The organism is Stenotrophomonas sp. P5_A9, from assembly GCF_056400525.1.
Genome location: NZ_JBFULC010000018.1, coordinates 1 through 25,630, shown reverse-complemented (window position 1 = coordinate 25,630; position 25,630 = coordinate 1). Strand labels below are relative to the sequence as shown.

24 protein-coding genes are annotated in these 25,630 nt (G+C 66.5%); 16 read left to right on the top strand and 8 right to left on the bottom strand.

The features are described 5' to 3' along the window. Window positions 1-16 precede the first annotated feature (16 nt). The 10 genes from nudE (at window position 17) to AC1DR7_RS07910 (ending at window position 7,720) form a co-directional block, all read left to right on the top strand. Window positions 17-565 carry an ADP compounds hydrolase NudE gene (gene nudE, locus AC1DR7_RS07955; RefSeq protein WP_457317877.1) on the top strand — a complete coding sequence of 183 codons (549 nt, stop codon included), beginning with the start codon at window positions 17-19 and terminating at the stop codon, window positions 563-565. Beyond that, entirely contained in the window at window positions 562-1,365 is an 804-nt protein-coding gene (gene cysQ / locus AC1DR7_RS07950; protein WP_457317876.1) for a 3'(2'),5'-bisphosphate nucleotidase CysQ, read from the top strand. Before nudE ends, cysQ begins: the two co-directional genes overlap by 4 nt. A gap of 20 nt (window positions 1,366-1,385) precedes the next feature. Next, window positions 1,386-2,198 carry a nucleoside triphosphate pyrophosphohydrolase gene (gene mazG / locus AC1DR7_RS07945; RefSeq protein WP_256776857.1) on the top strand — a complete coding sequence of 271 codons (813 nt, stop codon included), beginning with the start codon at window positions 1,386-1,388 and terminating at the stop codon, window positions 2,196-2,198. Then, window positions 2,195-2,518: a YnfA family protein gene (locus AC1DR7_RS07940; RefSeq protein WP_457317874.1), complete on the top strand. Its 324-nt coding sequence runs from the start codon at window positions 2,195-2,197 to the stop codon at window positions 2,516-2,518. The genes mazG and AC1DR7_RS07940 overlap by 4 nt, the downstream gene beginning before the upstream one ends. Window positions 2,519-2,775: 257 nt before the next feature. Beyond that, on the top strand, window positions 2,776-3,078 hold the full coding sequence (locus AC1DR7_RS07935) for an Mpo1-like protein (protein ID WP_457320616.1): 303 nt from the start codon (window positions 2,776-2,778) through the stop codon (window positions 3,076-3,078). Between the two features lie 50 nt (window positions 3,079-3,128). Further along, window positions 3,129-4,091, top strand: coding sequence for an SPFH domain-containing protein (locus AC1DR7_RS07930; protein WP_457320614.1), 963 nt, complete (start codon window positions 3,129-3,131; stop codon window positions 4,089-4,091). A gap of 1 nt (window position 4,092) precedes the next feature. After that, the gene (locus AC1DR7_RS07925) at window positions 4,093-4,524 is read left to right on the top strand and encodes an NfeD family protein (RefSeq protein WP_256776853.1); all 432 of its coding nucleotides are present in this window, start codon (window positions 4,093-4,095) and stop codon (window positions 4,522-4,524) included. Between the two features lie 75 nt (window positions 4,525-4,599). Continuing rightward, entirely contained in the window at window positions 4,600-5,712 is a 1,113-nt protein-coding gene (gcvT, locus tag AC1DR7_RS07920) for a glycine cleavage system aminomethyltransferase GcvT (protein WP_256776852.1), read from the top strand. Window positions 5,713-5,802: 90 nt separating this feature from the next. Then, window positions 5,803-6,198, top strand: a complete 396-nt coding sequence (gcvH, locus tag AC1DR7_RS07915) for a glycine cleavage system protein GcvH (protein WP_256776851.1) — start codon at window positions 5,803-5,805, stop codon at window positions 6,196-6,198. Between the two features lie 958 nt (window positions 6,199-7,156). Further along, a complete protein-coding gene (locus tag AC1DR7_RS07910; RefSeq protein ID WP_478051479.1) occupies window positions 7,157-7,720 on the top strand; it encodes a hypothetical protein in 564 nt (187 codons plus the stop codon). A gap of 373 nt (window positions 7,721-8,093) precedes the next feature. Here the strand turns inward: AC1DR7_RS07910 and AC1DR7_RS07905 are convergent, their stop codons facing one another. Together AC1DR7_RS07905 and AC1DR7_RS07900 are read right to left on the bottom strand one after the other, a co-directional pair. Then, window positions 8,094-9,467 carry a serine hydrolase domain-containing protein gene (locus AC1DR7_RS07905; RefSeq protein ID WP_256775830.1) on the bottom strand — a complete coding sequence of 458 codons (1,374 nt, stop codon included), beginning with the start codon at window positions 9,465-9,467 and terminating at the stop codon, window positions 8,094-8,096. Between the two features lie 153 nt (window positions 9,468-9,620). Further along, on the bottom strand, window positions 9,621-11,213 hold the full coding sequence (locus AC1DR7_RS07900; RefSeq protein WP_478076439.1) for a GMC family oxidoreductase: 1,593 nt from the start codon (window positions 11,211-11,213) through the stop codon (window positions 9,621-9,623). Between the two features lie 216 nt (window positions 11,214-11,429). Here AC1DR7_RS07900 and AC1DR7_RS07895 point away from each other — a divergent pair, with 216 nt between their 5' ends. Then, window positions 11,430-12,764 (top strand): NTP/NDP exchange transporter, encoded by a 1,335-nt coding sequence (locus AC1DR7_RS07895; RefSeq protein WP_457318357.1) that lies wholly within the window; start codon window positions 11,430-11,432, stop codon window positions 12,762-12,764. 28 nt (window positions 12,765-12,792) lie between these two features. Then, window positions 12,793-13,149 (top strand): DUF1304 domain-containing protein, encoded by a 357-nt coding sequence (locus tag AC1DR7_RS07890; protein ID WP_256775827.1) that lies wholly within the window; start codon window positions 12,793-12,795, stop codon window positions 13,147-13,149. Between the two features lie 41 nt (window positions 13,150-13,190). On the opposite strand, the gene AC1DR7_RS07885 is transcribed toward AC1DR7_RS07890, so the two are convergent. From AC1DR7_RS07885 to AC1DR7_RS07875, 3 genes are all read right to left on the bottom strand, one after another. Next, window positions 13,191-13,373 carry a hypothetical protein gene (locus AC1DR7_RS07885; protein WP_457318358.1) on the bottom strand — a complete coding sequence of 61 codons (183 nt, stop codon included), beginning with the start codon at window positions 13,371-13,373 and terminating at the stop codon, window positions 13,191-13,193. 204 nt (window positions 13,374-13,577) lie between these two features. After that, window positions 13,578-16,058, bottom strand: coding sequence for an acyl-CoA dehydrogenase (locus tag AC1DR7_RS07880; protein ID WP_256777739.1), 2,481 nt, complete (start codon window positions 16,056-16,058; stop codon window positions 13,578-13,580). Continuing rightward, window positions 16,055-16,975: an alpha/beta fold hydrolase gene (locus AC1DR7_RS07875; RefSeq protein ID WP_478052079.1), complete on the bottom strand. Its 921-nt coding sequence runs from the start codon at window positions 16,973-16,975 to the stop codon at window positions 16,055-16,057. The genes AC1DR7_RS07880 and AC1DR7_RS07875 overlap by 4 nt, the downstream gene beginning before the upstream one ends. 165 nt (window positions 16,976-17,140) lie before the next feature. Here AC1DR7_RS07875 and AC1DR7_RS07870 point away from each other — a divergent pair, with 165 nt between their 5' ends. Next, window positions 17,141-17,743 (top strand): TetR/AcrR family transcriptional regulator, encoded by a 603-nt coding sequence (locus AC1DR7_RS07870; protein WP_228884169.1) that lies wholly within the window; start codon window positions 17,141-17,143, stop codon window positions 17,741-17,743. A gap of 141 nt (window positions 17,744-17,884) precedes the next feature. Here the strand turns inward: AC1DR7_RS07870 and AC1DR7_RS07865 are convergent, their stop codons facing one another. The 3 genes from AC1DR7_RS07865 to hslO form a co-directional block, all read right to left on the bottom strand. Beyond that, window positions 17,885-20,737: a TonB-dependent receptor gene (locus tag AC1DR7_RS07865; protein ID WP_457318360.1), complete on the bottom strand. Its 2,853-nt coding sequence runs from the start codon at window positions 20,735-20,737 to the stop codon at window positions 17,885-17,887. A 458-nt stretch (window positions 20,738-21,195) separates the two neighbouring features. Continuing rightward, window positions 21,196-22,053 (bottom strand): XOO1806 family protein, encoded by an 858-nt coding sequence (locus AC1DR7_RS07860; RefSeq protein ID WP_256775823.1) that lies wholly within the window; start codon window positions 22,051-22,053, stop codon window positions 21,196-21,198. Window positions 22,054-22,172: 119 nt separating this feature from the next. Further along, window positions 22,173-23,069 carry an Hsp33 family molecular chaperone HslO gene (gene hslO / locus AC1DR7_RS07855; RefSeq protein WP_256775822.1) on the bottom strand — a complete coding sequence of 299 codons (897 nt, stop codon included), beginning with the start codon at window positions 23,067-23,069 and terminating at the stop codon, window positions 22,173-22,175. Between the two features lie 79 nt (window positions 23,070-23,148). On the opposite strand from hslO, the gene mtgA reads away from it, so the two are divergent. From mtgA to AC1DR7_RS07840, 3 genes are read left to right on the top strand one after another with little or no spacing between them, the layout of a single operon-like run. Beyond that, window positions 23,149-23,898, top strand: coding sequence for a monofunctional biosynthetic peptidoglycan transglycosylase (gene mtgA, locus AC1DR7_RS07850; RefSeq protein ID WP_457318362.1), 750 nt, complete (start codon window positions 23,149-23,151; stop codon window positions 23,896-23,898). Window positions 23,899-23,921: 23 nt separating this feature from the next. Further along, window positions 23,922-24,941, top strand: coding sequence for a glycosyltransferase family 2 protein (locus AC1DR7_RS07845; protein ID WP_478052756.1), 1,020 nt, complete (start codon window positions 23,922-23,924; stop codon window positions 24,939-24,941). Continuing rightward, entirely contained in the window at window positions 24,901-25,332 is a 432-nt protein-coding gene (locus AC1DR7_RS07840; protein WP_256775819.1) for a CBS domain-containing protein, read from the top strand. Before AC1DR7_RS07845 ends, AC1DR7_RS07840 begins: the two co-directional genes overlap by 41 nt. Window positions 25,333-25,630 lie beyond the last annotated feature (298 nt).

Sequence of the window (25,630 nt, the reverse complement as noted above, 5' to 3'; positions counted from 1 at the left end):
TTCTAGAGAGGCTCGCATGAGTCGTCGCCTGCCCATCATCCACCGCATCACGGACGAGCAGAGCGGGCCGTTCCAGCGCCAGCACCTTGATCTGGAATTCTCCAACGGCGAACGCCGCCGCTTCGAGCGCCTGATCAGCCATGGGCATGGCGCGGTGGTGGTGGTGCCGATGCTTGACGATGAAACTGTTCTGCTGGTGCGCGAGTACGCCGCCGGCGTCCACCGCTACGAACTGGGCCTGGTCAAGGGCCGGATCGATGCCGGCGAAACGCCGGTGCAGGCCGCCAACCGCGAGCTCAAGGAAGAAGCCGGTTACGGCGCGCGGCGGCTGGACGTGCTGCGCGCGATGACCCTGGCGCCCACCTACATGAGCCACCAATCGTGGCTGGTCGTGGCGCGCGACCTGTACCCGGAGCGGCTGGTTGGCGATGAGCCCGAGGAACTGGACGTGGTGCCCTGGAAACTGGCCGACCTGGACCAGCTGATGCTGCGCGAGGACTTCTCCGAAGGGCGTTCACTGGCGGCGCTGTTCATCGCCCGCCAGTGGCTGGGCGGCCAGGAATGATCAAGCTCACCACCGATCTGCGCGAAACCGTCATCGCCATCGCCCAGGACGCGGCCGCCGCCATCATGGCCGTGTATGCGACCCCGTTCGATGTGGAAATCAAATCCGATCGCAGTCCGGTGACGGCCGCCGACCTGGCCGCCAACCACGTGATCGAGCGCGGCCTGCAGCAGCTCACCCCGGACCTGCCGATCCTGTCCGAGGAATCGGCGCAGGTGCCGTGGGAGGTGCGCCAGCACTGGGGCGCCTACTGGCTGGTCGACCCGCTCGACGGCACCCGCGAGTTCGTCAAGCGCAACGACGAGTTCAGCGTGAACATCGCGCTGATCTACCAGGGCGCGCCGGCATTCGGCGTGGTCCTGGCCCCGGTGAGCGGCACGGTCTGGCACGCCATGCGCGGCGAACTGGCCTACCGCCGGCTGGGCATGCACGATTCGGTCCTGCGCGCGCGCACCCCGGCCACCGCGCCGCTCAAGGTCGCCGCCAGCCGCTCGCATCGCAGCGAACAGACCCAGGCGCTGCTGGACCGGATGGGCGACATCGAGGTGATCGCGCAGGGCTCGTCGCTGAAGTTCTGCCGGCTCGCCGAAGGCACGCTGGACGTGTATCCGCGGCTGGGCCCGACCTCCGAATGGGACACCGCCGCCGGCCAGTGCGTGCTGCACGCCGCCGGTGGCGCGGTGCTGTCGGCGGCCACCGGCAAGCCGTTCCGCTACAACCGCCGCGAGAGCCTGTTGAACGGCGATTTCATCGCCCTGGGCGACACCCGCCTGCCATGGCGGCAGTGGCTGCCGGCCTGATCGCTGCAAAGGAGCATGGGATGACCGCGACTGCTGAACTGGACCGCCTGCTGGGCATCATGGCGCGGCTGCGCGACCCACAGGGCGGCTGTCCGTGGGACCTGCAGCAGGATTTTGCCAGCATCGCCCCGTACACCATCGAGGAGGCCTACGAGGTCGCCGATGCGATCGACCGCGGCGACCTGGACGACCTTCAGGACGAATTGGGCGACCTGCTGCTGCAGGTGGTGTTCCATGCGCAGATGGCCAGCGAGCAGGGCGCCTTCGCGTTCGCCGACGTGGCCCGTTCGATCAGCGACAAGCTGCAGCGCCGCCACCCGCACGTGTTCGCCCAGGTGCAGGTGGATGGCGCCGAGGGCGTCAACGCCAACTGGGAAGCGATCAAGCGCGCCGAGCGTGCCGCCAAGGGCGACACCGACACCTCCGCACTCGCCGGCATTTCACGCGGACTGCCCGAATGGCAGCGGGCGATGAAGCTGCAGGCGCGCGCGGCGCGGGTTGGTTTCGACTGGCCCGGTCCTGCGCCGGTGATCGACAAGGTGCGCGAAGAACTGGATGAAGTCGCCGCCGAGTTCGCACAGGGCCCGGTCGAGCACAACCAGGCGCGCCTGCAGGAAGAACTGGGCGACCTGTTGTTCGTCTGCGCCAACCTGGCCCGCCACGCCAAGGTGGACGTCGGCGCCGCGCTGCGCCAGGCCAACCACAAGTTCGAGCGCCGCTTCCGCGCGATGGAAGCCAAGGCCGACGCGGCCGGGCAGGCGCTGGCCGCGCTGGACCTGGACGCGCAGGAAGCGCTCTGGCAGCAGGCCAAGGCCGACGAAGCCAAGCCGTGAAGACGCTGCTGCTGTTCGTGCTCACCGCCGTGGCGGAAATCGTCGGCTGTTACCTGCCGTGGTTGTGGCTGCGCAAGGACGGCAGCGCGTGGCTGCTGCTGCCGGCGGCGGGCAGCCTGGCGCTGTTCGCCTGGCTGCTGACCCTGCATCCGGCCGCCAGCGGCCGTGTGTATGCGGCCTACGGTGGGGTCTACATCGGCACCGCGTTGATGTGGTTGTGGCTGGTGGAAGGCATCCGCCCCAGCCGCTGGGACCTGCTCGGCGTCGCCCTCTGCCTGGCCGGCATGATGGTGATCATGTTCGCCCCGCGCACCACCTGAGAGGAGGTAGTGCCGGCCGCTGGCCGGCTCCTCGGAAACCGTCCCCGAACGCGCACTGCCGGCCGCTGGCCGGCTCCTCGGAAAGCGTCCCCGAACGCGCACTGCCGGCCGCTGGCCGGCTCCCCGGAAAGCGTCCCCGAACGCGCACTACCGGCCGCTGGCCGGCTCCTCGGCCGCCTTTTGCAGAGCCGGCCAGCGGCCGGCACTACCGGGACGCACGCGCTATGCTGGGTGCGTCCGGTTTTGCAAGGCGCGCCATGTCCCGCTTCGCCAGTTTCCGCGAGTTCTATCCGTTCTATCTGGACGAGCACCGCAATGCGGTCTCGCGCCGGCTGCACGTTGTCGGCAGCTGCGCGGTGTTGTTGCTGGTGGCCGTCGCGATCGTGCGCGGCCAACCCGTCTGGCTGCTGGCAGCGCTGGCCTGCGGGTACGGGTTTGCCTGGGTGGGGCACTTTTTCTTCGAGAAAAACCGGCCGGCCACCTTCAAGCATCCCTTCTATTCTTTCGCCGGCGACTGGGTGATGTTCCGGGACATCCTCTGTGGCCGGATCCGGTTGTAATGGCAGCGTAGCCATGCCCGGGCCCGGCCCGGCATCAAAGGAGTGACGCGATGTTTCCGACCGTGCTGTTTTCGCTGGTGCTGGCCTTCGTGGCCGTGGTCATCCTGTTCAAGGCAGTGCGGATGGTGCCGCAGGGGTATGAGTGGACGGTGGAGCGTTTCGGGCGCTACACCCACACGATGTCGCCCGGCCTGCATTTCCTGATTCCCATCGTGTACGGGGTGGGGCGAAAGGTGAACATGATGGAGCAGGTGCTGGACGTGCCGGGCCAGGAGGTGATCACCAAGGACAACGCGGCGGTACGCGTGGACGGGGTGGTGTTCTTCCAGGTGCTGGATGCATCCAAGGCCGCCTACGAGGTGTCCGTGCTGGAGGTGGCGATGATCGCGCTGGTGCAGACCAACATCCGCACCGTGATCGGCTCGATGGACCTGGATGAATCGCTCAGCCAGCGTGAGGTGATCAACGCCAAGCTGCTGAACGTGGTCGACCATGCGACCAATCCGTGGGGCGTGAAGGTCAACCGGATCGAGATCCGCGACATCCAGCCGCCGCGCGATCTGCTCGATGCGATGGCGCGGCAGATGAAGGCCGAGCGCGAGAAGCGTGCGCAGATCCTGGAGGCGGAGGGCTCGCGGCAGTCGGAGATCCTGCGTGCCGAAGGCGAGAAGCAGGCCGCCGTGCTCGAGGCCGAGGGTCGCAAGGAAGCCGCCTTCCGCGATGCCGAGGCGCGCGAGCGTTCGGCCGAAGCCGAGGCCAATGCGACCCGCATGGTCTCCGAAGCCATCGCCCAGGGCGACGTGCAGGCGATCAACTACTTCATCGCGCAGAAGTACGTGGAGGCGTTCAAGGAACTGGCCACCTCGCCCAACCAGAAGCTGGTGCTGATGCCGATGGAGGCCAGCGGGGTGATCGGCTCGATCGCCGGCGTCGCCGAGCTGGCGCGCGAGGCCTTCGCCAAGCAGGAAGACAAGCGCACCACGCGCGGCGTGCCGCCGCGGGTCGGAGGCTGAGATGCGCTGGGAAGTCGTCGGCTGGGGCGCGCTGGCGCTGGTCCTGTTCGCGGCCGAGGCGCTGGCGCCAGGCGCCTTCATGTTGTGGATCGGGATCGGTGCCGCGGCGGTGTTCGTGCTGGTGGCGGTGTTTGCCGACATCCCGTTGCTGTGGCAGGTGGTGGCCTTCGTGCTGCTGTCGGTGGTGTCCATCCAGTGCTATCGGCGTTGGGGACGTTCGCATGGGCGGCAGAGCGATGCGCCGCTGTTGAACCGGCGCGCCGAGCAGTTGATCGGCCGGGTGGTGGTGATCGACCAGGACATCGTGGCGGGCAAGGGCCGGGCCAAGATCGACGACGCGTTCTGGGTGGTGGCTGGCCCGGATCTGCCTGCCGGCAGCCGGGTGCGGGTAGTGGCGGTGGAGGGGATGACGCTGAAGGTGCAGCAGGTCTGACGCAACGCCGCAGGCGTTGTGAAGTCGGTTCTGGGATAATCGAGGTCTTGCCTTCATTCCCCCGGAAAAACGGTCATGACCCAGAAGACGCTTCTCAACGAGACCCACCGCGCACTCGGCGCCAAGATGGTCGATTTCGGTGGCTGGGACATGCCCATCCATTACGGTTCGCAGCTGGACGAGCACCACCTGGTGCGCAGCGACGCCGGCATGTTCGACGTCAGCCACATGACCGTGGTGGATCTGCGCGGTGCGCAGGTCAAGCCGTTCCTGCGCAAGCTGCTGGCCAACTCGGTGGACAAGCTCAAGGCGACCGGCAAGGCGCTGTACTCGTGCATGCTCAATCCGCGCGGCGGGGTCATCGATGACCTGATCGTGTACTACCTGGCCGACGATTTCTTCCGCATGGTGGTCAATGCCTCCACCCGCGAGAAGGACCTGGCCTGGATCCGCGAGCAGGCTGCCGCGTTCGACGTGGCCGTCACCGAGCGCGAGGACCTGGCGATCATCGCCGTGCAGGGGCCGACCGCGCGCGAGCGGGTGATCGGGCTGGTGGGCGAGGGCGACCGCGCGGCACTGGAGAAGCTGGGCCGTTTCGCCGCGCTCGAGGCGACCGCCAGCAGCGGCGCGCCGTTGTTCGTGGCGCGCACCGGCTACACCGGTGAGGACGGGTTCGAGATCCTGCTGCCGCAGACCGAGGTGGTCGCATTCTGGAACGCGCTGGCCGCTGCCGGCGTGCGTCCGGCCGGGCTGGGCGCACGCGATACGCTGCGCCTGGAAGCCGGCATGAACCTGTATGGCCAGGACATGGACGAAGACATCACCCCGTACGAGGCCGCGCTGGCCTGGACGGTGGCGCTTGATGAGGGCCGTGATTTCATCGGCCGCGACGTGCTGGAAGCGCAGAAGGCGGCCGGCGATGCGCGTCAGCTGATCGGCCTGGTGATGGACGAGAAGGGCGTGCTGCGCCACGGCCAGGCGGTACTGACTGCCAGCGGACAGGGCGAGATCCTGTCCGGCACGTTCTCTCCGACGCTGGGCAAGGGCATCGCGTTCGCGCGGGTGCCGGCCGGTGAACTGGGCCTGGTGCACGTGGACATCCGCGGCAAGCAGGTGCCGGTGCGCGTGGTGAAGTTCCCGTTCGTGCGCGAGGGCCAGGCCCAGCCGGGCGTGCTGGCCGACGCCTGATGTTTTTGACGGCGCCGACCTGTCAGCGGTCGGCGCCGATGGTTACACTACCCCCGTTTCTTGACCCCTGAAATTCCTCGGAGCAGTCCCATGAGCGAGATCCCCGGCGACCTCAAATTCCTCAAGTCCCATGAGTGGGCACGTGTCGAAGGCAACGGCCGCGTCACCATCGGTATTTCCGACCACGCCCAGGGCCTGCTCGGTGACCTGGTCTACGTCGAACTGCCGGCGGTGGGCGACGAAGTGAAGGCTGGCCAGCAGGCGGCCGTGGTCGAGTCGGTCAAGGCCGCCTCGGACGTCTACAGCCCGGTCACCGGCACCGTGGTCGAAGTGAACGAAGCGCTGTCGGACAAGCCGGAAACCATCAACGAAGATGCCTACGGCGAAGGCTGGATCTACGTGGTGGAGTTCTCGGCCAACGACGAGTTGAACGATCTGCTCGGCCCGGACGAGTACGCCGAGCTGCTGGAAAACGACGAACATTGATCGTCGCCTGATCGAAGGAACGGCCGCCTGGTGCGGCCGTTTTTTTTTGCCCGCGCGGTGGCGCACGGCGGGCGACGTTGGTCGCCACGCCAGGTTTGGATCAACGTCGACGGCGCTGCCGTTATGTGTACGTGATGAAAAACCGGTGCGGCGCGCGCAAAGGATGATCCGGCAGGTACTCATGCGGAACGGTTGGGTCGACGTCGGCGTGGGTCATGAGGGTGCCTTTCGGTGTCCGCGCGCGCGCGTCGGGAACCGGCGCGGTGGTCGTACCCGGTGCGCGCGGCGCATCGGATCGGTACGAACCGAACGGTCGCGACGGTCTGAAAGTTTGCGCATTTGTGCAAATCCGATGGCAAAAAGCGATCGAGCATGTGAAAAGTTTTCGCGTCCGTTTGGGTGCCGTGTGGGTAGGCGTTCGGCCGTAAGCGCACGCACGCGCGGGTCAGGTGGTGCACATGCGCCGGGCGCGCGCTGAAAATACGAAAGTGCTTCTTTTAAGTGGTTTTCTTTTCGCATGTGCTGCGCGATGCACGTCGATGCGGTGCGTGCGGCGTGTCATGGCATGCCGCTGGCGGTGTTTGCAGCGGGGGTGGCGACGCCGTCGCGGGGACGCTCCATGTGAAATTTTTTCGCCCGGGTTGTTGACAGTGAAAAAAACCGTGATTAGGTTTCGCCACAGCAGACCTTGCTGCGAACAGAGTGAGCAGAATCGACATCCAGTCGCGAAGCACAACCTGGACATCCACCTCGCGTCCGAAGACGGTGGAGATGGCGTCGCTTCCCCCGGCGAACTCCAAGGCCCCTTCCCATTCGATACCTGCCCGGCCACCTGCGGTGGGTATCCCCGTATCCGTCACGACGCGCTTGACGCGACGGCGGTCCCCGCGATGTCGCACTGCGGGTTTGCTTTACCTGGGCGTTTCCACTCCATAGATCACTGACGAGGAGCCATCCCATGGCAACCAAGAAAGCTGCGAAGAAAAAGCCGGCCGCCAAAAAGGCCGTCAAGAAGGTAGCCAAGAAAGCCGCTGCCAAGAAGGTAGCCAAGAAGGCCGCTGCCAAGAAGACGGTGAAGAAGGCAGCCAAGAAGGCAACCGCCCGCAAGGCAGTGAAGAAGACGGCGAAGAAGGCAGTCCGCAAGGTCGCCAAGAAGGCCGCCGCCAAGAAGACCGCAAAGAAGGCAGTGAAGAAGACGGCGAAGAAGGCAACCCGCAAGGTAGCCAAGAAGTCCGCTGCCAAGAAGACCGCCAAGAAAGCCGTCCGCAAGGTAGCCAAGAAGGCCACGGCCAAGAAGGCGACCAAGAAGACGGCCAAGAAAGCGGCCAAGAAGACCGCCAAAAAGGCCGTCCGCAAGGTAGCCAAGAAGGCTACCGCGAAGAAGGCCACCGCACGCAAGGCGCCGGCCAAGAAGGCGTCCGCCAAGAAAGCGGTGAAGAAGGTTGCAAAGCGCAAGCCGGCCGTTCGCAAGAAGAAGGCCGCTCCGGTCGCCCTGCCGGCAACTCCGGCACCGCTGATCTAAGTCGTTCCCGATAGCCGTACCTGAAACCCCCTTCCCTGGCAGCCCAGCGGGGAGGGGGTTTTTTTATGGGCGCCGTGTTTGTGGCCGTTACGCGGCGCATGCGCAGCAGGGTAGAGCCGAGCCACGCTCGGCTGCCGTCGCCGTCGCCGTCGCGCTTACGCCGCGCGTCGGCAGTGCCCGCCGCTGGCCGGCTCCCCCCCGCTGCCCGCCACGCCCGACGCTACATGCGATCGATGCCAGGCTGATCGACCGCGAGGTTCGTACGCATTGCGCAGCCACCCATGGGGTGGCTCTACCCATCGCCTGGCCGATCCGTTCGGCCACAAAAAAGGCGGCCGAGCGGCCGCCTTTTTGATTCACGCCGGTGCCGCACTCAACGCGGCGAGGCCACCGCGCGATTGGAAGAGACGCCCTTGCGCTTGGTCGCCGGCGCGGCGTCTTCGGCCATCAGGCTGTCGCTGCCGAAGTCGGTGTCCACGTCCAGCCAGCGCTGGGTCGGCAGGCCCATGGCCTGGTCCAGGATGGTCGGGAGCAGGCCGCTGGGCAGGCTGCTTTCACCATTCCAGAGGATGGCGATGCCGAGGTCGCGCTCGGGCACCAGCGCGACCAGGCCGCGATAGCCTTGCACCGCGCCGGCGTGGAAGACCACTTCATGGCCGGCGTAATCGAAGTTGCGCCAGCCCAGTGCGTAACCGGCCGAATGCAGGCGTTCGCGGCGCCAGCCCGAGCGCATTTCGCCCGGGGTGTTGATCAGGGTCGAGTGCAGGGTGGCCAGCAGCGGCGCGGGCAGCACGTCCGGGCGATGGCCGGTGTGGGCCAGCAGCCACTGCGCCATGTCGCTGGCGCTGGCGTTGACGCCCGCTGCAGGGGCCAGGCGGTAGTAGGTCGGCTTCGGATTCAACGATACCCAGCCATTGCGGCTGCGCACGTGCGGACGCGCCCAGCGCGAGCTGGCCTGGATGCCGGCCAGACCAAGGCTGGCATCGTCCATGCCCAATGGTTTGAACAGGCGGCGCTCGACGGACTGTTCGTAGAAGCTGCCCGAGGCGGCGTAGACGACGTCGCCGATCAGGCTGAAGGCCACGTTCTGGTAGGCGTAGCAATCGCCCGGCAGGCACTTGAGCGAGGTCGAGGCCAGCTTGTGGGTGAGCGTGTAGTACTCGGCGTTGCCTTCCACGTCGCGGTCGTAGGCGTTGTAGGGCAGGCCGACGCGGTGGCTGAGCAGATCGGCCACGGTCAGGCGGTCGGTCGCTTCAGGCGTGCTCAGCTGGAAACCGGGCACGTAGTCGGTGACCTTGCTGTCCCAGCGCAGCGTGCCATCGTTGACCAGCAGGCCGGCCATGGTGCCGGCGAAGGCCTTGGACAGCGATGCAAGGCGGAACACGGTGTGTGCGTCGACCTGTTGCGGGTTGTTGACGTCGGTGACACCATAACCGCGCGCGCTGAGCACGCGGCCGCCCTGGACGATGGCCACGGCCATGCCTGGCACGCGCTCGCCGTAGGTGAGCTGCTGGGCCATCGATTCGATCGCGGCGACGTTGAAGCCCTGCGCCGGCGGCAGCACCTTCGGGTTCGCCTCAGTGGCGCGGTACGCGGCCGGCTGGGTGTGCGGAATCGCCGCGGCGTTCTCGATGTTGACGGGGAACGCGGGGGTCTGGGCAGTGGAAGACATTGCAATGGGCATCAACATGCCCAGCAACCCGGTGGCCGCCGAACGGATCGGTCGGCGCCTGCTGTTCTGATTCATCGTGTAGGGCCCGTGCGCAACTGCTGTGACCGATTCTAGCGCCGCTTTTCGTGATTGCACAAACGAAGCGAAGATGAATGCGTATCTGGTTGAAAAGGCGCGGTTTTTGCATCACCCGGCCGCTCCCCGCGGTACTTGGCAGCGCAGCCCTGTTCAGCTTGAGACAGCGTCCTGCAGTATCCACTGCGCGGCACGCTCGGCCAGCATGATGGTCGGCGCGTTGGTGTTGCCGCTGACCAGGCTCGGCATCACCGAGGCATCCACCACCCGCAGCCGGCGCAGTCCGCGCACGCGCAGCTGCGGATCGACCACCGCGTCGGCGTGGATGCCCATCGCGCAGGTGCCGACCGGGTGGTAGATGGTTTCGGCCTTGGCGCGGATGAAGGCGGTCAACGCCGCATCGTCCAGGTCCTGCCGGGGCGGGAAGATCGGTGCGCCGCGCCAGCGATCGAAGGCCGGTTGGCGCAGGATCGCCGCAGACATGCGCACGCATTCCTTCATCATCGCCAGGTCGGCGCCGTCGGCATCGCTGAGGTAGTTGGCTTCGATCCGCGGCGCGGACGCCGCGTCGGCATCGCGCAGCAGGATCCGGCCGCGGCTGCGCGGATGCAGGGCGCAGGCATGCAGCGTGTAGCCATCGCCGGGGAGTCGGTGACGGCCGTGGTTGTCCAGCATGGCCGGCACGAAGTGGAACTGCACGTCGGCGCGCGCGTCGGTGGCCAAGGCCGAGCGCGCGAAACCGCCGGCTTCGGCGATGTTGCTGCTGCCGGCGCCGCGACGGCCGCGCAGGAAATAGTCGACGGCGATGCGCGCCTGGTTGGCGCGGTCGTAGCTCACCCCCGGCAGGGTGTGCACCAGGGTGCAGATGTCCAGGTGGTCCTGCAGGTTGCCGCCGACCCCGGGCAGGTCGGCGCGCACGCTGATGCCATGCCTGCGCAGCGGCGTGGCCGCGCCGATCCCGGACAGCATCAGCAACTGGGGTGAATGGATCGCGCCGGCACTGAGGATCACCTCGCCGCTCGCGGCGGCATGCCGATGCTGGCGGCCCTGGTGGAAAAACACGCCGCTGGCGGCGTCGCCGCTGAAGCTCAGCGCGGTGGCACGCGCGCCGGTAAGCACGGTCAGGTTGCGCCGACCGCGCGCGGGGCGCAGGTAGGCGGTGGCGGTGGAACACCGGGCGCCTTCGCGCTGGGTGACCTGGTACAGGCCGACGCCGAGCTGCGCAGCGCCGTTGAAGTCATCGTTGCGTGCGTGCCCGGCCTGCACGGCCGCATCGAGGAAGGCGGCCGAGAGGGGGTTGTGGTGGCGCAGGTCGGACACCGACAGCGGCCCGGCGTCGCCATGCAGCGCGCTGCCGCCGCGGCTGTTGGATTCGCTGTGCAGGAACCACGGCAGCACCTGCGCCCATTCCCAACCGCTGGCACCGGCGGCGGCCCAACCGTCGTAGTCGGCGGCCACCCCGCGCACGTAGCACATCGCGTTGATCGAACTGGAGCCGCCCAGCACCTTGCCGCGCGGCCACCACAGCCGGCGTCCGTCCAGTGCCGGCTCGGTTTCGGTTTCCAGGTTCCAGTTGATGCGCCGGTTGTTGACCAGCCGGGCCAGTCCGGCCGGCATGTGGATGAACGGGYTGCGGTCGCGCGGACCGGCCTCCAGCAGCAGCACCCGGCAGCGCGGATCGGCACTGAGGCGGTTGGCCAGTACGCAGCCGGCCGAGCCGGCGCCCACGATGATGTAGTCGTACATGGTTCCCCTCGAATACGGACCGCTCCCCAACGGTGCCCTGCGAGCATAGGGCAGGGCGGCCGGTAGCGGGGACGGGATGACAGCCACGCTGCGTTGCGTGCATGGCCCTGCCGGAGACTGGCGATGTTGCGGTGCATCGTTTACCTTGCGGGCTCTGCTGCCTGGAGTCGCCACGATGCCGCCGTTGTCACGCCGCCCGGACCGGGAGTGGGTGCGATGAGTGCTGCAGCACCGGCACCGGTACGTCCGGGGCTGCGCGGGGCGCTGCGGCAATCCCCTCCGCTGATCTGGGCATGCCTGTACTTCTTCTGCCTGCTCAGCGGCTACTACGTGCTGCGCCCGGTGCGCGAGGCGATGGCCGCTTCGTCCGATCCGCAGGCGGTGTTCCCGCCGGTGCTGATCAACTGGTTCAGTGCGCATGGCATCGCGCTGCAGGACTTCGTATTGCAGGTCCTGTTCACCTGCGTGTTCCTGATCATGCTGGTGCTGCAGCCGCTGTACGGCGCGGTGGTCAGCAGCTACCCGCGCCGGGTGTTCCTGCCGGCGGTCTATGGTTTCTTCATCGTCTCCCTGTTGGGCTTCTATCTGCTGTTCGACAGTGGCGTCCCCGGGCGCGGCATGGCGTTCTTCTTCTGGGCCGCGGTGTTCAACCTGTTTGCGGTCGCCGTGTTCTGGAGCTTCATGGCCGACGTGTTCTCCAACACGCAGGCGCGCGCGGTGTACGGCTACATCGGTGCGGCCGGCACCCTCGGTGCCTTCCTGGGCCCGATCATCACCTCGGCGCTGGTGCAGCGGGTCGGCATCGCCAACTTGATGCTGGTCTCGGCGGGATTCCTCACCGCCTGCCTGGGGTGCATCTGGCGGCTGCGGTTGTGGGCCGTGGCGCGGGAGCAGGAACAACAGCTGGCCTCGGGTGAGACCCCGATGGGCGGCAGCGTGCTCGACGGCCTCAAACTGATCGCGCGCGAGCCGCTGCTGCGCTGGCTGGCGGTGCTGGTGCTGTTCGGGGTGGGCATCGGGACGCTGCTGTACAACGAGCAGGCGGCGATCGTGCGCCGTCTGTACACCGACCCGGCGGCCAGCACCGCGTTCTTCTCGCGGGTGGACCTGGCAGTCAATGCGTTGACCCTGATCCTGCAGCTGGGCCTGACCCGCTGGCTGCTGTCGCGCCACGGCATCGCCCCGGCGCTGTTGATCCCCGGCTTTGCGATCATCATCGGCTTCTCGGTGCTGGCCGCTTCGCCGTTGCCGATGCTGGTGGCGCTGGTGCAGATCATGACCCGCGCCAGCGAGTTCTCGCTGGCCAAGCCCGCGCGCGAGACGATCTTCACCCGTGTGGACCGCCAGTGGCGCTACAAGGCCGGCGCGGCGATCGACACCGTGGTGTACCGCGGTGCGGACCTGACCTTCGCCTGGGTCCACAAGGGGCTGTCGCTGTTCGGGTCGCATGCGGTGTTCGCCGGTGGCCTGGTGGTGGCCGGGATCATGACCACGGCCGCGTTCGGGTTGCTGCGCGAGGAAAAGAAGCTGCCGGCCGAGCGCCCGGAGTAAGCTCTCCGCATCCCATCGAGGCCTGCCCATGTACTGGACCGCACTGACCCTGACCCTGCTGGTCGCCCTGCTGCACGTGTACTTCCTCGTGCTGGAGATGTTCCTGTGGACCCGGCCGCTCGGTCTGAGGACCTTCCGCAACACGCCGGAGAAGGCTGAGGCCACCCGCGTGCTGGCCGCCAACCAGGGCCTGTACAACGGCTTCCTGGCCGCCGGCCTGTTCTGGGGCGTGTTCGATCATCTGCCGATGCTGGTGAACTTCTCGCTGGGCTGCGTGATCGTGGCCGGCTGCTACGGCGCGTACAGCGTCAACAAGCGCATCTTCTTCATCCAGGCCGTGCCGGCGATCCTCGCCGTGGCCGCCTGGTGGATGGTGCCGGCCTGAACCGGCGTAGAGCCGCCCCATGGGTGGCTGCGCGATAACGATCAGCGCTTCGCCTGCAGCACCACCGATACCGGGCTGCGCGCGTTGAACACGGTGATGCATCCCTCGTCGCGCGCGTAGTTTGGACGTGCGGGTAGGTCGATGCCTGAAGCGAAGAGCCAGATCAACGGCTGCGAGGACGGCCGTTGCCTGGCTTGGGCGGGACGGGTGGGTTGGCAGGACACGCCGTAAATCCATCCGTGGAGGCTCGCGTGCGCCCTCCATGGCGCACGCGAGCTTACAGGGACGTACTTGCAGCGTGTCCCGCAAACCCGCGCACCTCTGCCCAGCGCACGGGCTTTCAGATATGGCATGTCCGTGTGCTTGGATAAAACGAAAAAAAAACGGCGGACCGAAGTCCGCCGTTTTCGTTTATGCCGCTGCCTGGATCACGCCGCTTCCTGCGACTGCTGATCCTTGCGTTCGCGGTCGTAATACCCGGCCGAACGCAGCTCGTGCGGATCGAAATCGTCCACGGTGATGGTTTCCAGGGTCAGCGTGCGCAGCTCTTCCAGCAGCGTGCGCTCGTCCTGGGTGATCACGCCCTCGGCCACGGCTTCGTCCAGCTGGGAGTGGAAGTCCAGCGCCTCGATACCCTTGGTCTTGACCGCCTTGATGAACTTGCGCTCCACCGGCTCGGCCATGATCGCCTTGGACAGGTAGCTGTTGATGCGGCCACCCGGGTTGTTCTCGCACGGGGTCAGGAACACGCCGTTGGCCAGGCGATCACGCGCTTCGTTGGGCGCCATCAGCAGTGCGGCCACGCGGTGGCCCAGCCGGTCGCCCGGCGCCTCGGCACGACGGCCGAACGGGAAGATCAGCAGCCACATCAGCCAGCCGATCGGACGGATCGGGAAGTTGCGCAGGGCACCGGACAACGACTCTTCGATCTTGTGCACGCTGTCATGGAAGGCCCAGGCCAGCAGCGGCTGGTCGGCCGCCGGTGCCCCTTCGTCGTGGTAACGCTTGAGCATCGCGCTGGTCATGTAGATGTGGCTCAGCACATCGCCCAGACGACCGGACAGCGATTCCTTGAACTTCAGCTTGCCGCCCAGCGTCATCATCGAGATGTCGGCCATCAGCGCCAGGTTGGCCGAATACCGGTCGAGTTTGCGGAAGTAACGGCGGGTGTAGGCGTCGCCCGGGGCGGCACCGATACGCGCGCCGGTCAGGCCGAACCAGAACGAACGCACGGCGTTGGAAATGCCGAAGCGGATATGCCCGAACAGGCTGCGGTCGAATTCCTGCAGGCCGGCCTTGGTGTCCGGGTCCTGCGCGGCCTTCATTTCCTTCAGCACCCACGGGTGGCAGAGGATCGCACCCTGGCCGAAGATCAGCAGGCTGCGGGTCATGATGTTGGCGCCCTCCACCGTGATCGCGATCGGCGCGGCCTGCCAGCTGCGGCCGGCGAAGTTGCGCGGCCCCAGGATGATGCCCTTGCCGCCGATCACATCCATCATGTCCGAGATGACTTCACGGCTCATGGTGGTGCAGTGGTACTTGGCGATCGCCGAGGGCACCGACGGCACATCGCCGCGGTCCACCGCAGCCGCGGTGGCCTGGCACAGCGCGCTGATCGCGTACGCCTTGCCGCCGATGCGGGCCAGTGCTTCTTCCACGCCTTCGAAGCGCCCGACCGACAGGCCGAACTGCTTGCGGATGCGCGCATAGGCACCGGTCACCACCGCACCGGCCTTCGCGCCGCCACTGGCGGTGGAGGGCAGGGTGATCGAGCGGCCCACGGCCAGGCACTCGTTGAGCATGTTCCAGCCCTTGCCGGCCTTCTCGGCGCCGCCGATCAGCTGGGTGAGCGGAATGAACACGTCCTTGCCGCGGATCGGGCCGTTCTGGAAGGTCGAGTTGAGCGGGAAGTGGCGGCGGCCGATTTCCACGCCGGCGGTCTCACGCGGCAGCAGCGCCAGGGTGATGCCGATATCGCGGGTGGTGCCGATCAACCCGTCCGGGTCGTACATGCGGAAGGCCAGGCCGATCAGCGTGGCCACCGGGGCCAGGGTGATGTAGCGCTTGTCGAAGGTGAGCTTGACGCCGAGCACCTGCTCGCCGTTCCACTCGCCCTTGCAGACGATGCCGTAATCGGGGATCGAGGTGGCGTCCGAGCCGGCAAACGGACCGGTCAGGCCGAAGCAGGGCACTTCGCGGCCATCGGCCAGGCGTGGCAGGTACTGGTCCTTCTGCGCCTGGGTGCCGTAGTGGTTGAGCAGTTCGCCCGGGCCGAGCGAGTTGGGCACGCCGACGGTGGAGCTGACCACGCTCGACACCGAGGCCAGCTTCTGGATCACCTTGTGGTGGGCCAGCGCGCTGAAGCCCAGGCCGCCGTATTCCTTCGGAATGATCATGCCGAAGAACTTGTTCTTCTTGATGAAGCTCCACAGTTCCGGCGGCAGGTCGGCGTAAACGTGGGTGATTTCCCAGTCATTGACCATCTTGCACAGCGCTTCGACCGGGCCATCGAGGAAGGCCTGTTCTTCGGCGGTGAGCTGCGGCTTGGGGTAGTTCAGCAGGATGTTCCAGTCCGGGTCACCGGTGAACAGCTGGCCTTCGAAGCCGACCGAGCCGGTTTCCAGCGCGATGCGCTCGGTCTGCGACAGCGGCGGCAGCACCTTGCGGAACACCTTCATCATCGGTGCGGTCAGCAGCGGCTTGCGGATGAAGGGCAGCAGCAGCGGCACGGCGATGACCGCGACGATGGCGGCGGCCACGATGGTGGCGGTCTGGTTGACGTAGGGGATGAACCAGCAGGCGGCCAGCAGCACGACGCTGATGATCGTCCAGGTGATCAGCCGCATCCGATGGTAGGCGACGATGGCGCCCGCCAGCAGGATGGCCAGGAAGGGAACGACAATGCTCATGAGCGTGCTCCGGTGACGTGCTCGGTAGTGGCGGACTGTGCCACGGCGGAGGCCGAGGGCAACACGTCCAGATAGTCCAACACAGTAGCGGTAAAGGCGTTGTTGTCGTCACCGGCGACCATGTGCGTGGCCTCCGGCAACTGCACATGGCGCGCATGCGGCACCAACGCGAGGAATTCGGCCACCGTCTGCGGGGTGACCAGGGTGCTGCGCCCGCCGCTGACCAGCAGCAACGGGCATTTCACCTGGCGCGCCGCTTCGGCGAGCGCGTCTTGGTGCTGCTCGCTGTCGCGCGCCAGTTCGGCGACCAGGCGCGGGTCCCAATGCCAGCGCCAGCGACCGTGGCCGTCTTCGCGCAGCAGCGCGCGCAGGGAATCGTCGGACTTGCGCGGGCGGTGTGGCATGTAGGCCGAGATCACGTCGGCGGCCTGCGACAGCGATGCGAAGCCGTCCGGGTGCGCGGTCATGAACATCAGAATGCGTTCGACCCCGGCGGTGTCCCAGCGCGGCGTAATGTCCACCAGCACCATCGCCGAGAACAGGCCAGGCCAGCGCGATTCGGCGAGCAGCCCGAACAGGCCGCCCATCGAGGCGGCGACCAGGATCGGCGGCTGCGGTTGTTCGCCGGCCAGCACGATCAGGTCGTCGGCGAACTGCTCGCCGTGGTACGCAAGTTCGGTCGGGTTCCAGTCCGAATCGCCGTGGCCGCGCGCGTCATAAGCCAGGGTCTGGTACCCGGCGGCGGCGAGTGACTGCGCGGTGGTGATCCAGGCATGCCGGGTCTGGCCGAAGCCATGGGCGAACAGCACCGTGCCGCGGCGTCCCGGCGGGGAGCGGGTAGCAGCCAGCACGGCGTCCTGCGCGCCGGTCAGTCGCTCATCTTCAAAACGGGGCAGGGTAGCGGAAGGATTGACCATACTCGTTAGTATGGACCTGCCCCGTGGCATGTCAATACTTGAGGGTATGGTGGTCGCTGCAATGCTGCGGGAGGGGCGGGCCAGCACGCGTGATGAAGGCGCCGGACCGGCTGCGGCCGCGGCATTTGGCGGACACGGACCCCGGCGTATGGTTAAATCGTTGCCATGAATGAACCTGAAGCTTCCGCCGGCGAGCCACGTGCCGGCCGCAACAGCCGCCTGAGCGCGGAAGACTGGGCCCAGGCCGCCCTGGACCTCATTGCAGAACAAGGCGTTGGTGCGGTCGCGGTGGAACCGTTGGCGCGTCGGCTGGGGGTGACCAAGGGCAGTTTCTACTGGCATTTCCCCTCCCGTGATGCGCTGCTGCAGGCCGCGCTGGAGCGCTGGGAGCTGTTCGAGCAGGAGCAGGTGTTCGGCAGCCTGGAAGACGTGCCCGATCCGCGCGTGCGCCTGCGCCAGTTGTTCCAGGTGGTGGCGCACGAGGTACAGCCGCACATCATCTACAGCGAGCTGCTCAAGGCGCTGGACCACCCGATGGTGCGGCCGGTCATCGACCGCGTGTCGCACCGTCGGCTGGAATACCTGGTGGCCTCGTTCCGCCAGGCCGGGCTGAGCCGCACCGATGCGCAGCACCGCGCACGGTTGGCGTATGCGGCCTATGTCGGCTTCCTGCAGTTGTCGCTGCAATTGCAGCAGCCCAAGCAGGCCCGCGAGGATTTCGAGGCGTACGTCGAGCATGTTATCGAGACGCTGATCCCGATCGGCTGAGCAGCGCCGGGTTGCAGGCGAAAAGGCTGCGGAGACGCGGCCTTTTTCGTGGTCGACCGTTTCCGCGCCGGCAGCTGTCGCACAAAAAACAACGGCCCCTTTCGGGGCCGTTGCTGCATCAGGTGCTGATCCGTGGAGCGATCAGAACTTCTGCTGGTACTTCATGTAGACGAAGCGACCGATGTCGAAGCCACCGTAGTACGAGTAGCCCGAGTTCGGCTGGGCGTATGCCGGCGCAGCCCAATGGTCGAACACGTTGTTGGCACCGATGGCCACCGACGCATTCCACGGCAGGGTGTAGGCAACCTGCAGGTCGTGGAAGGTGTTGGAGCCCAGCTCGTTCTGCGCCAGGATCTGACCGGCAGTGTCCGGAGCGCTGAAGTTCGGCAGGGTGCAGCGGTCGTCGAAGAAGCACTCTTCCTTGGTACCGGAGTAGTAACGCGCGGTCCAGGTCACCGACAGGTTGTCCAGCTGCCAGTTGATCGTAGCGTTCGAGCGCAGGCGGAAGTTGCCGCCGAAGCCGTTCTGCTGGGTCGGCGGGTTGTCCGAGTTGTCCTGCTTGATTTCGCTCTTGACCACGTAGCTGTTCTGCAGCGAGGTGGTGAAGTTGCCGAAGCTGGTCTCGAAGCGGTAGTTCAGGTCGAAGTCGAAGCCTTCCACTTCCTGGTAACCGGCGTTGCGCAGGCCGAAGTTCAGGGCCGTGATGTTACCCGCAGCGTTACGGCTGAACCCGACGCAGCGCGACTCGATGCCACGCAGGTAGCAGTCATTGAGCAGGTCGGTCGGCGTATCGGCAACGATGGTGTTGTCGATGCGGATGTTCCACCAGTCCAGCGAGGTGTTGAAGCCGGTGAGGAACTCCGGGCTCCAGACCACGCCCAAGGTCTTGGACTTGGAGGTTTCCGGGGTCAGCTCCGGGCTCGAGCCGGTGACGAACGGCACGTTGGTCTGCTCACCCGGGCCCGGGGAAACGGTGGTGCCCGAGGAATCGAGCTGGCGGAAGCCCGCCGGCACGTCCTGGAGGCAGCGCGCGTTGCCGCCCGCCGGACCGTACGAGGTATCGCACGGATCGGTGTAGTCCTCGAAGGTCTGCGAGATACCGCCGTACAGATCGGCCACGGTCGGGGCGCGGAAGCCTTCCGACCAAGTACCACGGATCAGCAGCTGGTCGATCGGCTTCCACTTCAGGCCGAACTTGCTGTTGAGCGTGTCACCGAAGGTGTCGTAATCCGAGTAACGGGTCGCGGCGGTGACGGTCAGTTCCTTGGCGAACGGCAGGTCGGCCAGGATCGGCACCTGCAGTTCCAGGTAGACCTCGTTGAGGTTGTAACCGCCCGCGGTCGGGCCGGAAGCCAGATCGGTGGAGATACCGGTCTGGGCCAGCGCGTCCGGCGAGAACGAGCCGCTTTCTTCGCGACGCTCGATGCCCAGGGCAACGCCCAGGTCACCGGCCGGCAGGGTCAGCACGCTGCCGGAGATGTTGGCGAAGTAGTTCTTGGTGACGGTCTTGGAGACGGCCTGGCCCGGCTGGTACAGATAGGCCTGCACGTTCGGGTCGGACAGGCTGTTGGGCGAGTTGTAACCGTCCGGGATCAGCGGGTTCCACGGGGTGCATGCCCCCGGGCCGGAGCCGACCGGGATCGGAACCGCGTCGGTGGGGGTGCCGCACTGGTACTGGCCGTTCGCGTTGAGGAACGACGGACCGGTGGCCCGGCCAACCGCGTAGGTGTTCAGGTTACCCGTGCTGATCTGGGTGCCCTTGTTCTGGTTGTACAGGTAGCCCGCTTCCCAGTCCCAGTACTTCTCACCGGTCTGGAAGGAGCCGCTGAACACGCCAGTGAAGCGGGTGGTGGTCAGGTTGTTCTGCACCTGGCGCGGCACTTCCCAGCCGCGGCGGACATAGTCGATGTCCTCGCCAACCGGGTTGAACACGCTGTCGGCCGAGAGGCCCACTTCGCTGAGCGGGAAATTGGCGCTGGCAAACGGATAACCGGCGTTCTGGGCGAACGACTCGCGGTCGGTGTACATCACGCTGGTGTCGAAGCGCACGTTGTCGGTGAAGTCGAACGTGCCGTTCAAGAAGGCCGACTTGCGCTTGATGCCGCTGTACACGGTCGAGGCCAGCGCCGGGTTGGAGACATCGGTGCCGTTGATCGGACGGTAGCTGGCAAAGTCGGTCGGATCCAGGCCGGCGACGTCACGACGCAGGGTGTAGTTGGTGCCGTTGTAGAGGAAGCGGCCCCACTGCGAGGTACCGGACAGGCCGCCCGGACGCGGGTCGCTCTTCTCGCCGGTCGGGAAGCGGTCGCGGGAGAACCAGCGGTCCTTGGCCCACACCGGATCTTCGTTGGTGTATTCGACGCCGGCGGTCAGCGAGCCGCGCTCACCACGGAAGCCCATGATGAAGTCGTAGTTCTCGCGCTTGCCATCGCCCTGATCCCACTGGCCGATGTAGACGTTGGCTTCGGCGCCTTCGAAGTTCTTGCGGGTGATGATGTTGATCACGCCGGCGATGGCGTCCGAGCCGTAGATGGTGGATGCGCCGTCCTTCAGCACTTCGATGCGTTCGACCATGGCCGACGGAATCGAGGCGACGTCCTGCAGGCCATCGTTGGTGATGCCCAGGCGACGACCGTCGACCAGGACCAGGGTGCGGTTGGCACCGAGGTTGCGCAGGTCGATGTAGTAACCACCGACGGCTTCACCCGAGCTCAGCGGCGAGGTGCGGCTGATGGCCGGGGAACCGGCGGTCGGAATGTTCTGCAGGATGTCGGCGACCGACTTGAAGCCCTGCTGCTGGATCTGGTCACGGGTGATGGTCAGGACCGGCTGTGCGGTTTCGGTATCGACCTGGCGGATGCGCGAACCGGTGACCTCGATGCGATCGAGGTTGGTCGGGCTGCCCGACTCCTGTGCCTGTGCAGTGGCGACGCCGGCGCTCGCGACCAGCGCGACCACGACCGCATCACGCAGCTTGTTGGACTTGAAATTCATTGGCTCTCTCTCTCCAAGGGAATCTTGGGTATTCACTAGGGTGTGTTTGCCTGCGGCGGCACCAAAGAAGCGGCGCCAAGCACCACGAGGCTGACTCGATAGTAACTGCGGATTCCAAAGAATTAAAGTAGCGTTAATACAGCTTGTGCGTGGCCTGTCGTTGAAAAAATGCCTTCCAAATCAATTACATCTTGATTTGGCTGCCTTATTTTTGTCTCGATGGTTAAGATAAGGTGAAGAAAATAGTTGCAATTGATTTGTCACCATTTGTATCAATCGGTTTCGAGTCGCATCAGCGAGGTGGCGCATCACGCCCGGTTTCTGACCGTTCATGAGACACAAGATGTGCAACGTCTTCGGCGATCCGTCTGCTGGGAGGCGGCACCACTGGAACAAAAAAAGGCGCGCCGTGGCGGGCGCGCCTTTCGAAACATCCACCCGCGCCAGGCGCTGGGGGATCAGAGATCCTGTTCGTAGCGGACGTAGGGCACGGTGCCTTCGTCGGTGCTCTCGTTGCGCGGGGCGAAGGGATTCTTGCCGCGGGTGATCACGTTCTCGGCACCGACGGTGAGCTGACCGCTCCACGGGGTGCGCCAGGTCAGGCCGACGCCGAGGCCTTCCCACTTGCCGGGCTGCCCGGGCACATCGACCACGCGGCCGATGATGTTGCCGCTGAAATTGCCGTAGCCGGCACCGATGGTCAGGCTCTTGCTGTCCCAGCGGTCGACCAGCGCCGGGGAGGCATCGGACAGCGGAACCAGGCGTGCCTTGGCATAGGTGCCGCCGATCGACACAAAGCCTTCGCGACCGATGTTCTTCTGGCCGAACACGGTCAGGTCGTTCTGCTCGGCGCGCAGCGCCGGCGACTTGTTGGGACCGGCCAGCCACGCGGGCAGGGTATCGCGGCCGCTGCCGGCGGTGATGCCCAGGCGTCCGCCAGGACGGTTGAATGCAGCGGTGCCACTGACCCGGCGGCTGAGCGAGCTGTCTTCATCGTCCCCCAGGCTGGCCAACATGCAATGACTGGCCAGGCCGCTGATGCTGGTGCCGCGGCTGCTGTTGCAGAGCAGGCCCAGCGAATCGCCGGAGGACAGCCCGAAGGCGGCGTCCAGCGAGCTGCGGCCGAAATGCCAGCGTGCGCCGACCGCCTGTTCGCCGGTCGGTTCCAGGTACAGCAGGGCCTCGACCTTGCCGCTGCCCTTGTTCCAGATCGGCAGCACGGTGCTGTCCTGGCGCGGCTTGTTCTGCGCATGCGCGCCCGTTATCGCAGCGAGGGCGATCACAAGGGCCAGCGGTAGACGCAGAAGGGAGCGCATGGGAATTCTCAGACAGCAGCGGTGAGCACAAGTTCCCGCCGAAGCGGGACACTGATCCTAGGGCGTTTATGATTTCTTAACAAGTCTTCGTTCTCCCCAGAACAAAACTCGTGCGGCAATTACTGAAGCCGTTCAGGTGCCGGCGAGGAAACACCGGTATCGCTGAACAGTATGGCCAGTTCCGTCAAGGGAAAGTGATACTCGCGTCCGCAGAATTCGCAACGCACGTCAATCGCGCCGGTGGGTTCGGCCGCGGCGCGGGCTTCCACCTCGCCCAGCGATTCCAGCATGCCCTCCACCCGCTCGCGCGAGCAGGAGCAGTCGAAGCGCAGCGGGCGTTCGCCCAGCAGTTCCGGCGCTTCTTCATGGAAGAGGCGGTGCAGCAGTTCATTGCCGGCCACTTCAAGCAGTTCCTGCTTGCCCAGCGTCTCGAACAGGGCGCTGGCGCGCGACCAGCCGTCGTGGTCGCCCTCGTCGCCGGGCAGCTTCTGCAGCAGCAGGCCGGCGGCGTGTTCGCCGTCGGCGGCCAGCAGCAATCGCGTGGGCAGCTGTTCGGACTGACGGAAGTAATCTTCGAAGGCTTCGTCAAGGCCGGAGGCGGTGAGCCCGACCAGGCTCTGGTAGCGCTGCGGTTCGCGCGGGTCCAGGCCCGGGTTCTCGATGGTGATGGCCAGCAGCGCATCCTCGCCCAGCGAGGTCAGATCGCGCGGCGCATCGCCACCGCCGTCGGCCAGTTGCACGATGCCGCGCAGGGTACCGGCGGCCGTGCATTCGGCGAACAGGGTGCGCATGGGGGTGTTGCTGCGCAGCTGGATCGACAGGCGCCCGTCGACCTTGGTGTGCCCGGTGAACAGCGCCGAGGCGACGCTGGCCTCGCCGAGAAGTTCAGCGGCGGTCGGCGGGTACACGGCATGGGACAGGATCTCGCGCCAGGTCGCATCGAGGTGCACGTGCACGCCGCGGACGCCGGCAGCGGGAAGCAGGAAACGGACAAGGGTGTCGGATTGGGCGGTCATCGGCTCGGTGGCTGCGCTTATAGAGGGGCGGTTGCCGGATAATGCGCCGACAACCGTGCAAGCAAAGGATGCACCACTGATGGGGGCAGAGCGCAGCAATCTCAAGGCCGGACCGGGCCTGGAACCGTCACGCCCGCGGCGTTGGCACTGGAAGCGGTTGCTGTGGCTGCCGGTGCTGTTTGCCGCCTTCAGTGTGCTGCAGGTGCTGGTGCTGCGCTTCATCGATCCGCCGCTGTCCACGGTGATGCTGTGGCGGTACGGCGAGGCGCTGGGCCAGGGCGATTGGGACTACCGCCTGCATTACCAGTGGCGCGACCTGGACCAGATGGCACCGAGCCTGCCGATCTCGCTGGTGGCCGCCGAAGACCAGCGCTTCCCCGAGCACAATGGCTTTGACCTGCAGGCGATCGAGAAGGCGCGCGACCACAACGCCAAGGGGGGGCGCCTGCGCGGGGCCAGCACGATCAGCCAGCAGGTCGCCAAGAATCTGTTCCTGTGGCAGGGCCGCAGCTGGATCCGCAAGGGCCTGGAGGTCTGGTACACGGTGCTGATCGAGGCGCTGTGGCCGAAGTCGCGGATCCTGGAGATGTACGCCAACATTGCCGAGTTCGGCGACGGCATCTATGGCGCGCAGGCGGCGGCCCGGCAGTACTGGGGCAAGGACGCCGCGCGCCTGAGCCCGGCCGAGAGCGCGCGCCTTGCCGCGGTGCTGCCGGCGCCGCGCCGCTACAACGCCAGCAAGCCGGGGCCGTACGTGCAGCGCCGCGCGGCATGGATCCAGCGCCAGGCCCGCCAGTTGGGCGGCGGCGCCTATCTGGGCGAGGACTGAATGCCGACCGCTACAATCCCCGCATGACAGCCCAACGCCTGACCCTGGTCATTGCGGCACACAACGAAGCGCTGGTGCTGCCGATGCTGCACCCGCGGCTGCGCGCGGTACTGGACGGGCTGCCCGATATCGAGGGGCGGGTGCTGTATGTCGATGACGGCAGCACCGACACCACGTGGGCGGTGATGCAGGCGCTGGCCGAGGCCGACCCGCGCGTGGGCGTGCTGCGGCTGTCGCGTAACTTCGGCAAGGAAGCGGCACTGACCGCGGGATTGGATTTCGTCGGGGACGGGGCGGCGATGATCCTCGACGCCGATGGCCAGGATCCGCCCGAACTGATTCCCGAGTTCGTCGCCTTGTGGCAGCAGGGCTACGACAACGTGTACGGCACGCGGCTGGTGCGCGACGGCGAAAGCTGGTTCAAGCGCAGTACGGCGGCGGCGTTCTACCGGGTGATCGGGCGTCTGTCCAAGACCCCGATCCCCGCCGATACCGGCGATTTCCGCCTGTTGTCGTCGCGCGCGCTGGAGGCGCTGGGACAGCTGCGTGAACGCCACCGGTTCATGAAGGGGCTGTTCGGCTGGGTCGGCTTCCGGCGCAAGGCGCTGCCCTACCACCGGCATGCGCGGTTGGTGGGGGAGAGCAAGTTCGGGCTGTGGAAGCTGTGGAATTTCGCGCTGGAAGGGATCACCGGTTTTTCGACCGCGCCCTTGCGGGTGACGACGTACCTGGGACTGGCCGCGGCCGGCTTCGCTTTCCTGTTCGCACTGTGGATCGTGGGCAAGGCGGCGCTGTACGGGGACCGGGTGGCGGGCTGGCCGACGATGATGGTCGTGATCCTGTTCCTGGGCGGCGTGCAGTTGATCGCACTGGGCCTCATCGGGGAATACCTGGGGCGGCTGTACGAGGAGTCCAAGCAGCGTCCGCTGTACCTGGTTGACACTTGGCAGGCGCCGTTCGTGGCAGACTCGGGCCTGCATCCCATCAGTGGAGAGCAGCGAGATGACCACGGTACGACAGCTGTTGGAAGGCAAGTCCCCTGAGGTTTTCGCGGTACCCCCGGACGCGGCGGTGATCGACGCGATCCGGCTGATGGCCGACAAGGGCATCGGGGCGGTGGTGGTGATGGAGGGCCGGCAACTGGTCGGGATCCTCTCCGAGCGCGATTACGCGCGCAAGATCGTGCTGCACGAGCGCTCTTCGCGGACGACGCGGGTGAGCGACATCATGACCGCGAAGGTGGTGACGGTGGCCTTGGCCGAGCAGGTCGAGCATTGCCTGCAGCTGGTGACCGATTACCGCATCCGGCACCTGCCGGTGGTCGATGCTGGCAGCGTGGTCGGGGTGATCTCGATCGGCGATCTGGTCAAGTCGGTGATCGATGAGCAGGCGCAGAAGCTGGATCAGCTGCAGCAGTACATCGTGGCGGGGTGAAGCGGTTACGCGCCTGTTGTCCGCGCTCTTTCCCATGCGCTAGGAGGCTCGGCGGTCGGTGGGTCGGGCGCKGGGCCCGCATGCCCTTTCCGGCGACGCCCCCGGCGTCGGCCTGCRGCCGCCACCTCCTCCTTTATTTCGCCTCCAAGCGCATGCGGGCCCMGCGCCCGACCCACCGACCAAGGCCATAAGAGCCTGGCTTCTGCCTTTGCACCGCAAGCCGAGCCCCGTGGCGGCCGGTAGGCCCCTGGCGCAAATGTCCCCCGGCCGCGGGGCGGCCTCCTCCTTTATTTTGCCC

Bases quoted from the DNA above. Each gene is read 5' to 3' on its own strand.
- AC1DR7_RS07880 (WP_256777739.1), bottom strand. From the start codon at position 16,058: ATGAGCATTGTCGTTCCCTTCCTGGCCATCCTGCTGGCGGGCGCCATC.
- AC1DR7_RS07860 (WP_256775823.1), bottom strand. From the start codon at position 22,053: ATGCGCTCCCTTCTGCGTCTACCGCTGGCCCTTGTGATCGCCCTCGCT.
- AC1DR7_RS07895 (WP_457318357.1), top strand. From the start codon at position 11,430: ATGAGTGCTGCAGCACCGGCACCGGTACGTCCGGGGCTGCGCGGGGCG.
- AC1DR7_RS07935 (WP_457320616.1), top strand. From the start codon at position 2,776: ATGTCCCGCTTCGCCAGTTTCCGCGAGTTCTATCCGTTCTATCTGGAC.
- AC1DR7_RS07890 (WP_256775827.1), top strand. From the start codon at position 12,793: ATGTACTGGACCGCACTGACCCTGACCCTGCTGGTCGCCCTGCTGCAC.
- gcvT (WP_256776852.1), top strand. From the start codon at position 4,600: ATGACCCAGAAGACGCTTCTCAACGAGACCCACCGCGCACTCGGCGCC.
- AC1DR7_RS07845 (WP_478052756.1), top strand. From the start codon at position 23,922: ATGACAGCCCAACGCCTGACCCTGGTCATTGCGGCACACAACGAAGCG.
- mtgA (WP_457318362.1), top strand. From the start codon at position 23,149: ATGGGGGCAGAGCGCAGCAATCTCAAGGCCGGACCGGGCCTGGAACCG.
- AC1DR7_RS07925 (WP_256776853.1), top strand. From the start codon at position 4,093: ATGCGCTGGGAAGTCGTCGGCTGGGGCGCGCTGGCGCTGGTCCTGTTC.
- gcvH (WP_256776851.1), top strand. From the start codon at position 5,803: ATGAGCGAGATCCCCGGCGACCTCAAATTCCTCAAGTCCCATGAGTGG.
- AC1DR7_RS07930 (WP_457320614.1), top strand. From the start codon at position 3,129: ATGTTTCCGACCGTGCTGTTTTCGCTGGTGCTGGCCTTCGTGGCCGTG.
- AC1DR7_RS07840 (WP_256775819.1), top strand. From the start codon at position 24,901: ATGACCACGGTACGACAGCTGTTGGAAGGCAAGTCCCCTGAGGTTTTC.
- AC1DR7_RS07875 (WP_478052079.1), bottom strand. From the start codon at position 16,975: ATGGTCAATCCTTCCGCTACCCTGCCCCGTTTTGAAGATGAGCGACTG.
- cysQ (WP_457317876.1), top strand. From the start codon at position 562: ATGATCAAGCTCACCACCGATCTGCGCGAAACCGTCATCGCCATCGCC.
- AC1DR7_RS07910 (WP_478051479.1), top strand. From the start codon at position 7,157: ATGGCAACCAAGAAAGCTGCGAAGAAAAAGCCGGCCGCCAAAAAGGCC.
- nudE (WP_457317877.1), top strand. From the start codon at position 17: ATGAGTCGTCGCCTGCCCATCATCCACCGCATCACGGACGAGCAGAGC.
- AC1DR7_RS07865 (WP_457318360.1), bottom strand. From the start codon at position 20,737: ATGAATTTCAAGTCCAACAAGCTGCGTGATGCGGTCGTGGTCGCGCTG.
- AC1DR7_RS07905 (WP_256775830.1), bottom strand. From the start codon at position 9,467: ATGAATCAGAACAGCAGGCGCCGACCGATCCGTTCGGCGGCCACCGGG.
- hslO (WP_256775822.1), bottom strand. From the start codon at position 23,069: ATGACCGCCCAATCCGACACCCTTGTCCGTTTCCTGCTTCCCGCTGCC.
- AC1DR7_RS07870 (WP_228884169.1), top strand. From the start codon at position 17,141: ATGAATGAACCTGAAGCTTCCGCCGGCGAGCCACGTGCCGGCCGCAAC.
- mazG (WP_256776857.1), top strand. From the start codon at position 1,386: ATGACCGCGACTGCTGAACTGGACCGCCTGCTGGGCATCATGGCGCGG.